Source organism: Nonomuraea sp. NPDC003707, from assembly GCF_053587055.1.
In genome coordinates, this window is the sequence record NZ_JBSFNK010000023.1 from 51,953 (window position 1) to 66,686 (window position 14,734).

The window sequence follows — 14,734 nt, forward strand, 5'->3', positions numbered from 1 at the left end:
AGATCAGAACGCGAGAGAAGAATAACGATGCCGGTCTCCGTACAAATGCCCCAGCTCGGCGAGAGCGTGACCGAGGGCACCGTAACCCGTTGGCTGAAGAAGGAGGGCGAGCGCGTCGAGGCCGACGAGCCGCTCCTCGAAGTGTCGACCGACAAGGTCGACACCGAGATCCCGTCGCCGGCCGCGGGTGTCCTCACGAAGATCGTCGTGGCTGAGGACGAGACGGTCGAGGTCGGGGCCGAGCTCGCCGTCATCGACGAGAAGGGCCAGGCGGCCGCCGCCGCCCCGGCGCCCGAGGCGGCGGCGGCCCCCGCGCCGGCTCCGCAGCCCGAGCCCGAGCCCGCCCCGGCTCCGCCGGTCTCGTCGATCCCGCAGCCGGCTCCCCCGCAGCCCGCTCCGGCCCCGGCTCCGGCGCCCGCCCCGGTCGCGGCCCCCGCTCCCGTCGCGCAGGCCGCTCCCCCGGTCGCGGAGCCCGCGCCGCTGCCGTCGGGTGAGAGCCCGTACGTGACGCCGCTGGTGCGCAAGCTGGCCAACGAGCACGGTGTCAACCTCGACGCGATCAACGGCACCGGCGTCGGCGGCCGCATCCGCAAGCAGGACGTGCTCGAGGCCGCCAAGACCCAGCGCGAGAAGGCCGCCGCGGCCCAGGCCGCCCCCGCCGCGGCTCCGGCTCCGGCCGCCGCCCAGCCGGCGCCCGCCGCCGCTCCCGCCGCGCAGGCGCCGATCGCCGCGGGTCCCGAGCCCGTGGAGGTCGACACGACGCTGCGGGGCCGCACGGAGAAGATGACGCGGCTGCGCCAGACGATGTCGAAGAAGCTGGTCGAGTCGCTGCAGACAGCCGCGCAGCTCACCACCGTGGTCGAGGTCGACGTCACCAAGATCGCGCGGCTGCGCGACCAGGCGAAGGCCGACTTCCTGCGCCGCGAGGGCGTGAAGCTGTCGTTCATGCCGTTCTTCGAGCTGGCCGCCATCGAGGCGCTCAAGCAGCACCCGAAGCTCAACGCGACGATCAACAACGAGACCATGGAGGTCACGTACTTCGACGTCGAGCACCTGGGCATCGCGGTCGACACCGAGCGCGGCCTGATCGCGGCGGTCATCAAGAACGCCGGCGACCTCAACCTCGCCGGGCTGGCCCGCAAGACGGCCGACCTGGCCGAGCGCACGCGCGGCAACAAGGTGACCCCGGACGAGATCACCGGCGGCACCTTCACGCTGACCAACACCGGCAGCCGTGGGGCCCTGTTCGACACGCCGATCCTCAACCAGCCGCAGGTCGGCATGCTGGGCACCGGCGCCGTCGTCAAGCGGCCCGTCGTGATCGACACGCCTGAGGGCGAGGTCATCGCGGTCCGGTCGATGGTCTACCTGGCGCTGACGTACGACCACCGTCTGGTGGACGGCGCGGACGCGGCCCGCTTCCTCACGACGGTCAAGCGCCGTCTCGAGGAGGGCCGCTTCGAGGCCCAGCTCGGCCTCGCCTGATCCTGGCGTTTGCGGCCGGGCGGCTCCCCTTCCGGGGCCGCCCGGCCGTTTGCCTGCCCTGGGCCTGGCGCGGCTGCCGCCTCGGTGACGTGGGGCGGGCGTACTGTGGGGCTATGGCGATCATCGTGACGGGGGCGTCGGGGTTGCTCGGGTCGGCGCTGGTGCCGGCGTTGCGGGCCGAGGGGTGGGAGGTCGTCCGGCTCGTACGGCGCCGCCCGCGCGAAGCCGACGAGGCCTTCTGGGACCCGGCCGAGCAGGAGATCGACCAGGCCGCGCTCGAAGGGGCGCAGGCGGTCGTGCACCTGGCGGGCGCGTCCGTGGGCGACCGGCGGTGGACCCCGGCGTACAAGCGGGAGCTCGTCGCCAGCCGGGTCCAGGGCACGAGGGTGCTCGTGGACGCGATCGGCGCGCTGTCCGGCAAGCCTGAAGTGCTCCTGTCCGCCTCCGGGGTCGACTTCTACGGCGACACCGGCGACCGGGTGATCGACGAGAGCCAGGGGAAGGGCAGCGGCTTCCTGGCGGATCTGTGCGGGCGCTGGGAGGGCGAGGCCAGGCGGGCGGGCGAGGCCGGGGTCAGGACCGCGCAGATGCGGACCGGGCTGGTGCTCAGCGAGAAGGGCGGGGCGCTCGGCCGGATGCTGCCGATCTTCAGGATCGGGCTGGGGGCGCCGCTCGGGTCGGGGAAACAGTACTGGTCGTGGATCGCCGTGGACGACTGGGTCGGGGCCGCGGTGCATGTCTTGAAAAATCGTGACATTACAGGACCAGTCAATTTCACCTCGCCCTCGCCCGTGACCAACGCCGAATTCACCCGCACCCTCGGAAAAGCCCTGCGCAAGGGCACAGTGCCGATCCCGGTGCCGGGCTTCGCGCTGTCCGCGGGGCTCGGCGAGTTCGCCCGCGAGGCGCTGCTGCCCGGCCACCGCGTCGAGCCGAGGAAGCTGCTCGACAGCGGCTATGTGTTCGCCCATACCCGCCTCGACGAGGCGCTGAGCGCCGTACTGTAGTGAACCGTCCGTCTTCAACAGGTGGGAGAATCTTGACATGAGCCGGTCAGGACAGTCACACATCCTCGCCATCGGAGGCGGATCCTTCCGCCCGAGCAGGCGCTACAGCTTCCTCGAGGCCAGCGCGCTGCTGCGGTACGGCCTCGACCTGACCGGGCAGGACCGGCCGAAGCTGGGCCTGGTCGCCACCGCGGTGGGCGACGCGGACGACTGGATCCTGAAGATGTACGGCGCCTTCGCCGGGTGGGACGTCGAGTTGAGCCATCTCACCGTGTTCCCGATGCCCAATGTCGAGGATCCCCGGGCGTGGATGCTCGAACAGGACATGATCTACGTGAGCGGCGGCAGTGTGGCCAACCTGATGGCCCTGTGGCGGTTGCACGGCCTTGACGAGGCGTTCGAGGAGGCGTGGCGGGCCGGGGTGGTGCTTTCCGGCCAGAGCGCGGGCGCGCTGTGCTGGCACGTCGGCGGCAACACCGACTCCTTCGGACCCGACCTGCGTGTGTGGGCCGAGGGCATGGCACTGCTCCCCTATTCGTGCGGCGTCCACTACGACTCCGACCCGCAGCGCCGGCCGCTGCTGCAGGAGTCGGTGGCCGGCGGCGAGCTCCCGTCCGGATACGCCGCCGACGAGGGCGTGGGGCTCCACTACGTCGGCACCGAGTTCATCCAGGCGGTGACCGTCGAGCCGGGTGGCTACGCGTACCGGGTGGAGAGCGACGGGGCCGGCGGGGTCAAGGAGTTCAGGATCGAGCCTCGACTCCTTACCCCCTGATTACCCTTCGCGGGGGCGGGACCGGCACAATAGGCTCATGCGCCCCATCGACGGGGACGATCCCCACGCACTCGCCATCGTCCGCCTCGGCGTCGACGTCCCCTACGAGCAGGCCTGGTCGCTGCAGCGCTGGGTGCACGGCAAGCGGGTCGCCGGAGAGCTGAGCGACACCGTCCTGTTCCTCGAGCACGCGCCCGTCTACACCGCGGGCAAGCGCACCGCCCCGGACGAGCGGCCGGCCGACGGCACCCCGGTCGTCGACGTCGACCGGGGCGGCCGGCTGACCTGGCACGGGCCCGGGCAGCTGGTGGCCTACCCGATCGTCGGCATCACCGACGTCAACGCGTACGCCTGCCGCCTCGCGGAGGCCATGATCCAGATCTGCGCCGACTTCGGCGTCACGGCGAGACAGGTGCAGGGGCGCGGGGGTGTCTGGGCGGTCGGCGATCCCAGCCTGGGCCTGCCCGACCGCCAGCTCGGCGCGGTCGGGCTGCGCGTGGCCCGCGGCGTCACCATGCACGGCTTCTCCCTCAACTGCGCCAACGACCCCCGCTGGTTCAACCGCATCGCGCCGTGCGGCATCCCCGACGTCGGCGTCTCCTCGCTGTCGGCGGAGACCGGCCGCCGCATCGTGGTGGAGGAGGTCATGCCGATCGCGGAGAAGCGGCTGGCGGAGGCCCTCGGCATGGAGTCGTACGATCTCCACGAAGAGGACCTTCTCCGCAGATGACCCACGGCCTACGATCAGCCGTGTGAAGCGCGTCCTCGCTCTCTTACTCGCCCTTCTGGTCCACCTGCTGACGCTCGGCTTCGTCGCGCTGGGCGCGTGGGTGATCCTGGGGCACCCCGGCTCCCTGCTCGCGTGGCTGTTCGGCGGCGCGAGCCTGGCCATCGGGTGGGCGCTGCGGCCGCGCCTGGGCGGCCTGCCCGCCGACGCCGAGGTGCTCGACCGCTCGTCGGCGCCCGAGCTGTACGGCGCCGCGGAGCGCGTGGCCGACCGGGTCGGCGTCCGGCGGCCGCGCAAGGTCGCCGTCATGGATCTGGACCCGGAGACGCGCTACGACCGCGTGGGCCCGCTGCGTACCCCCATCTTGATGATCGGGCTGCCGCTGTGGCTGGCGCTGCCGCCCAAGCAGCGGGTCGCCCTGCTGTCCACGGCGTACGCGCGGGTGCCGACCGGCGACGAGCTCGTCGTGAGCGGGGCTCTGCTCACCCTGGAGGCGTGGCGGGACGCGCTGCTGGGGGCCGAGCCGCTGCGGATCAGGGAGGAGGCGCAGACCAAGATCGCGGCTTCCTCGCTGGGCGCGGTGGACCACCCGGGGACCACGTACGAAGTGGCGGGGATGTTCGGCCGCATGCTCGGGCGGGTGCTCGGCGGGCCCGTGCTCCTGGTCCGGTACGCGCTGACCCGGCTGGCCCGCGCCGGCGAGAGCCGTACCCTGGCCCGGCAGCGGCAGCTGGCCCGGCGGGCCGCCTCCGAACAGGACCTCGCCGAGCTCGACGGGCTGGCCGGCGGCGGCTACCTGGCGCCGATGCAGGCGGCGGCGCTGCGCGGCGAGAGCGTGGCGGCCATCAGGCAGGGCGCGCTGGCCCGCTCCAGGCTCACCGACGACGGGGTGCTCACCACTCCCCCGCACTCGGAGCTGCTCGGCACGCGTGAGTCCGAACGCGTCGACGACGAACTGCTCGCCCACTACACGCGCGCGATCCGCGGCTTCGGCCTCATCTCCTGACCGTTCCTATGGACTGAGCGTGAGTGGCACGTGCTCAGCCGAACGCTCCGGACGGTGATGAGCGTTCTGGTCGCCCGCGTACGCGCCGCGTCCGGGCGGCACGGATCGTGTCCGTGGTCCGGGGATGCGGGGGCGGGGTCCCTCACGCCCGCGGGCGTCCGGTCCGGCCTGGACGGTCCGATGCCCCTGTCCATCGCTCCGGTGGGCAGGGGGCGGTGCCGTCCGTCGCCGGATCGGGTGTCCTTGGGCGCGTCTGCCGATCGCCACGGCGGCTGCGTCGTGGCGGTGGTTGTGCGTTTGGTGGTGGTGAGGGGCTGTTGCCAGTGCTGGGCGCCCCATCGGGAGGTGTAGGCCGGGTCGGCGGCGATGATCGCGATCCCGGTGGCGTCGGCCATCGACGTGAGCCGGGCGCGCAGCCTGCTGGTGGGCATGCCGGAGATGAGCTTGCGGAAGCGTTTGCGGCGGCCGTGTTTCTCCCGGGTCTTGTCGGCTTCGAAGTCGAGGTCTTCGATGGCGATGGCGTGCACGCCGCAGGCCCTGGCCCAGTGCAGTAGCCGGGTCAGGGCGTGGCGGACCTGGGCGTCGCGATGCTCGGCGTTGCCGGACAGGTCGTAGGTGAAGCGCCGGGGGTTGCCGATCGGGTTGCCGTGGGCGTCCAGGCGCCAGGCGGCCAGATGGTCGGCGTTGGTGTCCACGCCGACCACCCCGTGGGCGAGCGCGGTAGCCATGGGCACGGTCGGGGCTTGAGGAATCTGCCAGGAGGCGGTGATGTACCAGCGTCCGCGTTGCGCGTCCAGGTGGATGCGGTAGGCCACGGCCCGGTTGGCCTCGATGCGATCCCGCCATTCCACCCCGCGGTGGGCGAAGGTCACCCGGCAGGTGAGCACGTAGCGGCCGTGCGGCGCGTTCGCATGGTGTGCCAGCGGCACGGGCAGCTTGATCGATGCCTGGCCGTCGGGGGTGATGCGGATGGTCTCGTTGCCGTGACGTTTGCCGGACTCGCCGTCGGCGGCCAGGAACCAGCGCTCGGCCTGCCACCTGTTCCGCCACTCGGACTCGGTGAGTCCGGCGGCGTCCAGGTGGTGCCGGGTGCGGGCGAGGCGTTTGCCGCCCCGCACCACGCGGACCCGCCCGGCTTGGTGGTCAGCCTTCCGCCGCTTGAGCCGGTCTTGCAGGAGGTGCAGGCGGCGGGACTTGGCGAACCACTCCTGTCTGGAGCGGTAGCCGCCTGGCTCCTTGCGGGTTCCTTTCCTTCCGACGGGCAGGGACAGCCGACGGATGAGCGTGGCGATGGCGGCCTGAAGGTCGCGGATGTGGTCGGCCTGGCCGCGGCGGGCCAGCGCCCACTGATCGTGGGAGGTTTTGGTGATGGCCCCGGCCCAGCGCGACGACGACTGCACGGTCAATTCACGCTTACGCGCCGCCCAGGTATCGGAACAGTGCCCCAGCCCATCGGCGCACCTGGTCTTCAGATCGGCGGAGGCCAGCGCGCCCAGATGCGCGCCGACCAGGCACAGCACCTGCTCGTCTGCGGGGGTGAGGTGCTTGAGCCGGTCACGGACGGCGACACCGGACGGGCCGGGCACCACGAAGGAGGAGGCGATCGGGCGCAGCTCAGCCATGCCGGAGGGCCTGCGGTGCGGCGCAGTCGGCGACTGATGGGAGGGCGGAGGCGCGGCGCACTGCCGATGCCGCTGGACGGCGGCCGAACAAGCACGGTCGCATGACGAGCATTCGCCCCCTCTCCAGCTTTCACGTTGCGTGGCCACAACGATACCAAGAGTTGAATCCGCCGGGTAGAACATATGCGCGGCAAGCGCCGGTGGACACGCACTGTGGCGATGGCGTAACCAGCGTCACATCGAACACCAACAGCTCCGCACCCCCCGGCCAGGCCGCTTTTCCGGGAGACGTAAGCTGAGAACGTGACCGTTGCCCCTGAAGGCCGAAAGCTCCTCCGCCTGGAGGTGCGTAACGCCGAAACCCCTATCGAGCGCAAGCCCCCGTGGATCAAGACCAAGCTGAAGACGGGCCCCGAATACACCGAGCTGAAATCGCTCGTGCGCCGGGAGGGCCTGCACACGGTCTGTGAAGAGGCGGGCTGTCCCAATATCTACGAGTGCTGGGAAGACCGCGAGGCGACCTTCCTCATCGGCGGCGACCAGTGCACGCGCCGCTGCGACTTCTGCCAGATCGACACGGGCAAGCCGAAGGAGTACGACCGCGACGAGCCGCGCCGCGTGGCCGAGTCCGTCCAGCAGATGGGCCTGAAGTACGCGACCGTGACCGGCGTCGCCCGCGACGACCTGCCCGACGGCGGCGCCTGGCTCTACGCCGAGACGGCCCGCCAGATCCACGGGCTGCTGCCCGGGTGCGGCGTCGAGCTGCTGGTGCCCGACTTCAACGGCAACCGCGACCAGCTGGAGGAGGTCTTCTCCAGCCGGCCCGAGGTGTTCGCGCACAACGTCGAGACGGTGCCGCGGATCTTCAAGCGGATCCGTCCCGCGTTCCGCTACGAGCGGTCCCTCGCGGTGATCACGACGGCCCGCGAGGCCGGGCTGGTCACCAAGTCCAACCTGATCCTGGGCATGGGCGAGACGCGCGAGGAGGTCGTCGAGGCCATGCGCGACCTGCACGCGGCCGGCACCGACCTGCTGACCATCACCCAGTACCTGCGGCCCACTCCCCGGCACCATCCGGTGGAGCGGTGGGTGAAGCCCGAGGAGTTCGTGGAGCTGCAGGCGGAGGCCGAGGCCATCGGGTTCGCCGGTGTGCTCTCGGGGCCGCTCGTGCGCTCGTCGTACCGGGCGGGCCGCCTCTACAAGCAGGCCATCGAGGCTCGCCAGACGGCCTGACCTCCCAACCTCCGGCCCCGGGACCCGTACGGTCCCGGGGCTGCTTCATACCCGGCCGCACTCATGACACCGCCACCGCAAAATCGTTCGAAGTCCTTTGACGGCTGGCTACTGTTTTCGGCATGCCGGAGTCTTTCGATCGGAAATCTAGGGCGCGGACCCCTGGCTTCAGCCATGGAGGTGAGCCCTTCTGTCGAATCTTTGAGCGGTAGATAGATCAACGCCGTACATTGATCCGTGTGGCTGCGACGTTGCGTTAATAGCCAGGCACGAACAGCGACATCGCCTTCCGGTGCGCCTTTCACGTGATGTGGTACCCCAACAATCACAGGCGGGTGCTGGGCGGGCGGATCGAGGCGCGGCTGGAAGAGCTGATCCGCGAGGTGATCGAGGAGAAGGGGGCATGTCCGGTGGAGATGGAGGTCATGCCCGACCACGTTCACCTGCTGGTCGAGGTGGATCCGCAGTTCGGGATCCACAAGTTGGTCAAGGCCATCAAGGGCCGTTCCTCCCGCGTCCTGCGTCAGGAGTTCCCGAGCTTGACGTCGAAACTGCCGACATTGTGGACCAACTCCTCCTTTGTGGCCACCGTGGGCGGGGCACCTTGGGATGTGGTCAAGCGGTACGTTGAGAACCAGGAGAACCGGTGATCGCGGATGCTGACCGGACGTAAGTACCGCTTGGACCTGGCCCCTGGTCAGGCAGAGTTCGCCGAGCGGATCGGCGGCGTCTGCCGCAGTGTGTGGAACACCGCCCTGGAGCAGCGCCGCACCTACCGTCGCCGGGACGCGTGGATCGGCTACCACGAACAGGCCCGCCAACTCGTCGAGGCGAAGGCCGAGTTCGCGTGGCTGGCAGAGGTGCCCGGCCACTGCCTTCAGCAGACGCTCCTCGACCTGGACCAGGCGTGCAGCCGGCACGGTACGTGGAAGGTCCGCTGGAAATCGAGAGCCAGGAACGCCCCGAGCTTCCGGTTCCCCGAAGGCGCCAAGATCGCCATCGAGCGGCTGAACCGGCGTTGGGCGCGGGCGAGACTCCCCAAGCTCGGCTGGGTCCGCTTCCGCATCACCCGCCCGCTCGGCGGCACGGTCAGGAACGCCACCGTCAGCCGGGACGGCGAGCACTGGTATGTCAGTTTCCTCGTCGAAGACGGCGCGCTCACACCCGAGCGGCACGACCAGCCGGGCAGCGCGGTCGGCATCGACCGGGGTGTGGCCAAGGTCGTCACCCGCTCGGACGGCATCTTCCACCACCAGGTGTTCGCGTGCGGGCGGGAGGTCGAACATGCGGCCACGCTCCAGCGTCGCCTGGCCCGCACGCAGAAGGGCTCTGTCCGGCGCAAACAGGCCGCCGCGAGGCTCGGCAAGGCGCTGGCGAAGGTGCGGCGTCGCCGCGCTGACTTCGCCGCCAAGGCCGCCCACACCCTGGCCGCCGGCTTCGAGCTGATCGTGTTCGAGGCCCTGGCGACCAAGAACATGACCGCCGGGGCAGCACCCAAGCCAGACCCCGGACGGCAGGGCGCGTTCCTGCCCAACGGGGCTGCGAGCAAGTCCGGTCTGAACCGGTCCATCCTGGACAAGGGCTGGCACCGGATCGAGCTGGCCACCCGCAGCAAGGCCCGATCCACGGGCACCCACGTGATCACCGTCAATCCGGCGTACACGAGTCAGACGTGCAACGTGTGCACGGTGGTGGACCGGAAGTCCCGCCAGAGCCAAGCGGTCTTCCGGTGCACCTCGTGCGGACACACCGAGCACGCCGACGTGAACGCCGCCAAGAACATCCTCACCGCCGGGAGGGCGGAGCACGCACAACCCAGACCGGGTGTGCGGGCTGGGGCGCGCAAACCACGCAACCGCGTGGGCCGGAAGGCCAACCGCCAAGCAACAGCAGCCCAGGCCGCCGCGCAGGCGGAGCCCGAGCTGGCTGGAATCCCCCGACTTTAGTCGTGGGGAGCGCTTCATACACCTGGCGTCACAGCATTGCCGCACGCAAGAGCGACCCCACCACGGCCGGCCGCGTCCCGCGCACGCGGCGCGTGTCAGTGACCTTCCGCACGGTCAACGACCCGGCACCGTAACCGGACTCTCGGCTGCTGCTTCATGCGGCGCGTTAGCATGGCGGGCAGCCGACCCCCGGGAGCGGACATGGCGGTTCTGATCCGCACGAGTGACCTGCCCGCCAAGCGACGTCACGACGCCTGGCGCAGCATCGTGTGTGACACGCTCGGCCCGCTCGACTGCAGGATCGCCGCCGGCGCCCCGCTGCGGGGCGAGATCGTGACCGGCGGGCTGGGCTCGGTCACCGTCGGCCGGATCCGTACGTCCACGCCCCACAGCGTGCACCGCACCCCGGGCATGATCGACAGCGGCAGCCCCGAGATGTACCGCGTCGTGCTGGCCCTGGAGGGCAGCCCGCGGCTCTCCCAGGACGGGCGGGACGCGCAGCTCAGCCGGGGCGAGTTCACGATCTACGACTTCACCAGGCCCTACGAGCTGGCCTACGACTCGGCGGTGCGGCTCGCGCTGTTCAGCTTCCCGCGCGACCTGCTCGCGCTGCCGTCCGGCGCCGTGGACGCGCTCGCCGCCGTCCCCATCACCGCCGAGACCGGCGCCGCCGCGCTGGCCGTGCCGCTGCTGCGCCGGGTGGCCGAGGACATCGAGACGTACCGGCCGGGCAGCGCCGCCAGGCTGTCGGGCATCGTGACCGACCTGGTCAGCACCGCCGTCGCCGAACGCGTCGAGCTGACGCGGGCGTTACCGGAGGACTCCCGGCAGCGCGTGCTGCTGATGGAGATCCACGCCTTCATCGAGCAGCGGCTGGGCGACATCGGCCTCGACCCGGCCACCGTCGCCGCCGCGCACCACATCTCCGTGCGCTACCTGCACCGGCTGTTCGAGGCGGAGCACACCACGGTGGCCGCCTGGATCCGGCAGCGGCGGCTGGAGCGGTGCCGCGCGGAGCTGGCATCGGGTGGCACCCGGTCCGTGAGCGAGATCGGGGCCCGGTGGGGGCTGCCGGACTCGGCCCACTTCAGCAGGCTCTTCAAGAGCGCGTACGGGATGCCGCCCGCCGAATACCGGCGCCTGAACACCGTGCTGAACACCGTGCGCTGAACGTCAATCCGCCTGGCACCCAGATCCAAGACCGGCGCCCCCTTCGATCGGCAGACTGAAGGCACATCGAAGGAAGGGATGAGGAAAATGCAGCTGTTCGTCAATCTGCCGGTCAAGGATCTCGAGCGGTCGAAGAAGTTCTTCGCCGAACTCGGCTTCAACCTGTTCGGCATGGCCGAGGGCATGGCGTCGGTGATCATCAGTGAGCAGACCCAGGTCATGCTGCTGACCGAGCCGACGTTCGGCTCGTACATCACCAAGGAGATCGCCGCCGCCGACACGGCCACGGAGGCGATCCTGGTGCTGGGCATGGAGAACCCGGCCCAGGTGGACGAGCTGGTCGACAAGGCGCTGGCGCTCGGCGCCACCCCGGCGGGCGTGAAGCAGGAGGACGGCATCCGCTACCAGCGCGGCTTCGCCGACCTCGACGGACACCACTGGGAGGCGCTGTGCCTGGCGCAGCCGGCCGCCTGAGCGGCAAGGCGATCTCGGCGGACGGGACCGTCATCGCCTTCGACGGCTACGGCGAGGGGCCCGCGGTCATCCTGGTCCACGGCGCGTTCGGGGTGCGGGGCCACGTCACGCTGGCCGGCGTGGCGGCCGCCCTGGCGCCGTGGTTCACGGTGTACGACTACGACCGCCGGGGGCGCGGCGACAGCGGGGACACCCAGCCGTACGCGGCCGAGCGGGAGATCGAGGATCTGGCGGCGGTCATCGAGGCGGCGGGCGGGTCGGCCATGGTGTTCGGGGGCTCGTCGGGGGCCGCGCTGGCGCTGGAGGCCGCGGCGCGGAACCCGGCCGTCACGAAGCTGGCCCTGTGGGAGCCGCCGTACCACGTGGACGACAGCGCGCCCCCACTGCCGGACGACTTCGCCGCGCGGCTGGAGGCGCTAGTGAGGGCGGGCAGGCGGGGCGAGGCCGTCGAGCGGTTCATGGTGGAGGCGGCCGAGGCGCCGCCGGAGGCGGTGGCCGCGATGCGCGCGCAGCCGTCCTGGGCACAGGTGGAGGCGCTGGCCCACACCCTCGCCTACGAGGCCGCCGTGCTGGGGCCGGGCAACGCGCTGCCCACCGGGCGGCTGGCCGCCGTCAGGCAGCCGACGCTGGTGCTGAACGGCGAGGACAGCCCCGGGTGGATGTCGAACGCGGGGCTGGCGGTCGCGGCGGCCGTGCCGGGCGCGGTACGGCGGGTCCTGGAGGGCCAGGCGCACAACGTGGCCCCGCAGGCGCTGGTGCCCGAGCTCCTGGAGTTCTTCGCCACCGCCTGAGCCCTCCGCCTGAGCCCTCCGCCTGAGCCCTCCGCCTGAGCCCTCGTCTGAGCCCCCATGAGCCCCATGAGCCCCGCCCGAGCCTCATTTGAGCCCCGCGCGAGCTGGTGGAGACTGGGCTCGTGGACTTCGACGAACTCATCGCCCGGCTCGACCTCCGCACCAAGGTCCGCCTGCTCACCGGGGCCGGCATGTGGTCGCTCCCGCCGCTGCCCGAGATCGGCCTCGATCGGCTCGTCATGAGCGACGGCCCGATCGGCGTACGCGGCGAGCGGTGGAGCGCGGTCGATCCCTCGATCGCGCTGCCCAGCCCGACCGCGCTGGCCGCCACCTGGGACGTGGACCTGGTCCGCCGGGCGGGCCGGCTGCTGGCCCAGGAGGCCCGGCGCAAGGGCGTGCACGTGCTCCTCGCCCCCACGATCAACCTGCACCGCTCCCCGCTCGGCGGCCGGCATTTCGAGTGCTTCTCCGAGGACGCGTACCTGACGGGCGAGATCGGCGCCGCGTACGTCGAGGGTGTCCAGGAGGGCGGGGTGGCCACCACCCCGAAGCACTTCGTGGCCAACGACTTCGAGACCGACCGCTTCACCGCGGACGTCCGGGTGAGCGAGAAGGCGCTGCGCGAGGTCTATCTGCGGCCGTTCGAGCGGGTGGTGCGGGCCGGGGCGTGGGGCCTCATGACCGCCTACAACTCGGTGAACGGCACGACCATGACCGAGCACGCCGAGCTGGTGAACGGGGTGCTGAAGGGCGAGTGGGGGTTCGACGGGTTCGTGGTGTCGGACTGGACGGCGGTGCGTACGACCGAGGCCGCGGCGCTGGGCGGCACCGATGTGGCGATGCCGGGTCCGCACGGGCCGTGGGGAGAGAAGCTGGAGGCCGCCGTGCGGGAGGGGCGGGTGCCCGAGTCGGTCGTGGACGATCGGGTGCGCCGCATCCTGCGCCTGGCCCACCGCGTCGGGGCCCTGCACGGCGCGGAGCCCCCACCCACCGAAGAACGACCCGCCGTCGACGGGGTGGCGCTGGCGCGTGAGGTGGCCACGCGCGGCTTCACGCTGCTCACCAACGACGGCATCCTGCCGTTCCGGCAGATCAGGACCATCGCCCTGATCGGGGCGGCCGCCGCCGAGTCGCGCGTCATGGGCGGCGGGAGCGCGCAGGTCTTCCCGAGCCGGATCGTCTCGCCGCTGCAGGGGCTCGGCGAGCGGGCCGAGGTCCGGTACGCGCTCGGCACCGACCCCCGGATCCGCCTGTCCCCGCTCCCCGGCCCGGCCACGGCCGCCTTCCTGGACGCCGATGGCGCGGTGCTGTCGGAGCAGCCGCTGGCCACGGCCGAGGCGCGGTGGATCGGCCAGTTGCCGCCGGGCGTGGACGGCGACCGGCTGGCGGCGGTCCGGCTGCGTACCACGTACACACCGGGCGTTTCGGGCGAGCACCAGCTGTCGGTCGCGGGTGTGGGCGCCTTCACCGTCACCGTCGACGGCGAGAGCGTCTTCGACGAGAGCATCGGCCCGGACGGCGACGACCCCGCCATGGCGTTCCTGTCGCCGCCCGAGCGGCGGATCAGCCTGCCCATGGCCGCCGGGCAGGCGTACGAGGTGGTCGTGACGCACCCGGCCGGGACGTTCGGCGGGATGGCGTTCGTGTCCTTCACGGCCGGCCACGCGAACCCCGGCCCCGGCGAGGACGAGCTCATGGCCGAGGCCGTGCGGGTGGCGGCGGAGTGCGACGTGGCGGTGGTCGTGGCCGCGACCACGCCCGAGGTGGAGAGCGAGGGCTTCGACCGCGCGGACCTCAGGCTGCCGGGGCGGCAGGACGAGCTGATCCGCGCGGTGGCCGCGGCCAATCCCCGAACCGTCGTGGTGGTCAACGCGGGTTCGCCGGTCGAACTGCCGTGGGCGGAGGAGGTTGCGGCCGTGCTGCTCACCTGGTTCCCCGGGCAGGAGGCGGGGGCGGCGCTGGCGGACGTGCTGTTCGGGGACGCCGAGCCGGGCGGGCGGCTGCCCACGACGTGGCCGCGGCGGCTGGCGGACGCTCCCGTGGCCGACGTGACGCCGGTGGACGGTGTGGTGGCCTATGAGGAGGGGACCTCGATCGGCTACCGGGCGTGGGAGCGCACGGGTCGCGCGCCGGCGTTCTGGTTCGGGCACGGCCTGGGCTACACCACCTGGTCGTACGACTCGATCGCGGCCGAGGGCACGAGCGTGACGGTGGCGGTCACCAACACCGGCGACCGCCCGGGCCGCGAGGTCGTGCAGGTGTACGTCGACAGGGCGCTGGCCGGGTTCGACGTGGTCGAGGCGGCCCCCGGGGAGACCGTGATCACGACCGTGTTCCTGCCCGAGCGGGCCTTCCAGGTCTGGGAGGAGGGCGGCTGGCGGACCGTCGAGGGCGTTCACACGGTCGAGGCGGGCCGCCACGCGGCCGATCCGCGCCTGTCCGCGACCGTGAAGATCTAGCCGGGCGCGAAATGACGGGGTCACGTTTTCCATACCGCA

General features: G+C 71.6%; 13 protein-coding genes. 12 read left to right on the forward strand and 1 reads right to left on the reverse strand.

The features are described from left to right. Window positions 1-27 precede the first annotated feature (27 nt). The 5 genes from sucB to ACWDRB_RS42825 all read left to right on the forward strand — a co-directional run bounded on the left by sucB (window position 28) and on the right by ACWDRB_RS42825 (window position 5,000). Window positions 28-1,485 carry a 2-oxoglutarate dehydrogenase, E2 component, dihydrolipoamide succinyltransferase gene (sucB, locus tag ACWDRB_RS42805; RefSeq protein WP_449903903.1) on the forward strand — a complete coding sequence of 486 codons (1,458 nt, stop codon included), beginning with the start codon at window positions 28-30 and terminating at the stop codon, window positions 1,483-1,485. A 113-nt stretch (window positions 1,486-1,598) separates the two neighbouring features. Next, complete coding sequence (locus ACWDRB_RS42810) at window positions 1,599-2,492, forward strand: TIGR01777 family oxidoreductase (protein WP_355206103.1); 894 nt, start codon at window positions 1,599-1,601, stop codon at window positions 2,490-2,492. A gap of 37 nt (window positions 2,493-2,529) precedes the next feature. Further along, a complete protein-coding gene (locus ACWDRB_RS42815; protein WP_449903907.1) occupies window positions 2,530-3,267 on the forward strand; it encodes a Type 1 glutamine amidotransferase-like domain-containing protein in 738 nt (245 codons plus the stop codon). Window positions 3,268-3,304: 37 nt separating this feature from the next. Next, window positions 3,305-3,997, forward strand: coding sequence for a lipoyl(octanoyl) transferase LipB (gene lipB, locus ACWDRB_RS42820; RefSeq protein ID WP_449903910.1), 693 nt, complete (start codon window positions 3,305-3,307; stop codon window positions 3,995-3,997). A 22-nt stretch (window positions 3,998-4,019) separates the two neighbouring features. Then, window positions 4,020-5,000 carry a M48 family metallopeptidase gene (locus tag ACWDRB_RS42825; RefSeq protein WP_449903914.1) on the forward strand — a complete coding sequence of 327 codons (981 nt, stop codon included), beginning with the start codon at window positions 4,020-4,022 and terminating at the stop codon, window positions 4,998-5,000. Here the strand turns inward: ACWDRB_RS42825 and ACWDRB_RS42830 are convergent. Beyond that, window positions 4,961-6,622: an IS200/IS605 family accessory protein TnpB-related protein gene (locus ACWDRB_RS42830; RefSeq protein ID WP_449903917.1), complete on the reverse strand. Its 1,662-nt coding sequence runs from the start codon at window positions 6,620-6,622 to the stop codon at window positions 4,961-4,963. The two genes, ACWDRB_RS42825 and ACWDRB_RS42830, sit on opposite strands and share 40 nt — an antisense overlap. A gap of 303 nt (window positions 6,623-6,925) precedes the next feature. On the opposite strand from ACWDRB_RS42830, the gene lipA reads away from it, so the two are divergent. From lipA to ACWDRB_RS42865, 7 genes are all read left to right on the forward strand, one after another. Continuing rightward, window positions 6,926-7,855, forward strand: a complete 930-nt coding sequence (gene lipA, locus ACWDRB_RS42835; RefSeq protein WP_350728831.1) for a lipoyl synthase — start codon at window positions 6,926-6,928, stop codon at window positions 7,853-7,855. A gap of 281 nt (window positions 7,856-8,136) precedes the next feature. Next, window positions 8,137-8,505, forward strand: coding sequence for an IS200/IS605 family transposase (tnpA, locus tag ACWDRB_RS42840; protein WP_449904200.1), 369 nt, complete (start codon window positions 8,137-8,139; stop codon window positions 8,503-8,505). Window positions 8,506-8,511: 6 nt separating this feature from the next. Next, a complete protein-coding gene (locus ACWDRB_RS42845; protein WP_449903920.1) occupies window positions 8,512-9,801 on the forward strand; it encodes an RNA-guided endonuclease InsQ/TnpB family protein in 1,290 nt (429 codons plus the stop codon). Window positions 9,802-10,002: 201 nt separating this feature from the next. After that, window positions 10,003-10,971, forward strand: coding sequence for an AraC-like ligand-binding domain-containing protein (locus ACWDRB_RS42850; protein WP_449903923.1), 969 nt, complete (start codon window positions 10,003-10,005; stop codon window positions 10,969-10,971). Between the two features lie 78 nt (window positions 10,972-11,049). Continuing rightward, window positions 11,050-11,445 (forward strand): VOC family protein, encoded by a 396-nt coding sequence (locus ACWDRB_RS42855; protein ID WP_355206124.1) that lies wholly within the window; start codon window positions 11,050-11,052, stop codon window positions 11,443-11,445. Next, window positions 11,421-12,236: an alpha/beta fold hydrolase gene (locus ACWDRB_RS42860; RefSeq protein WP_449903927.1), complete on the forward strand. Its 816-nt coding sequence runs from the start codon at window positions 11,421-11,423 to the stop codon at window positions 12,234-12,236. Before ACWDRB_RS42855 ends, ACWDRB_RS42860 begins: the two co-directional genes overlap by 25 nt. 122 nt (window positions 12,237-12,358) lie before the next feature. Further along, the gene (locus ACWDRB_RS42865; protein WP_449903929.1) at window positions 12,359-14,695 is read left to right on the forward strand and encodes a glycoside hydrolase family 3 protein; all 2,337 of its coding nucleotides are present in this window, start codon (window positions 12,359-12,361) and stop codon (window positions 14,693-14,695) included. The last annotated feature ends 39 nt before the right edge of the window (window positions 14,696-14,734 follow it).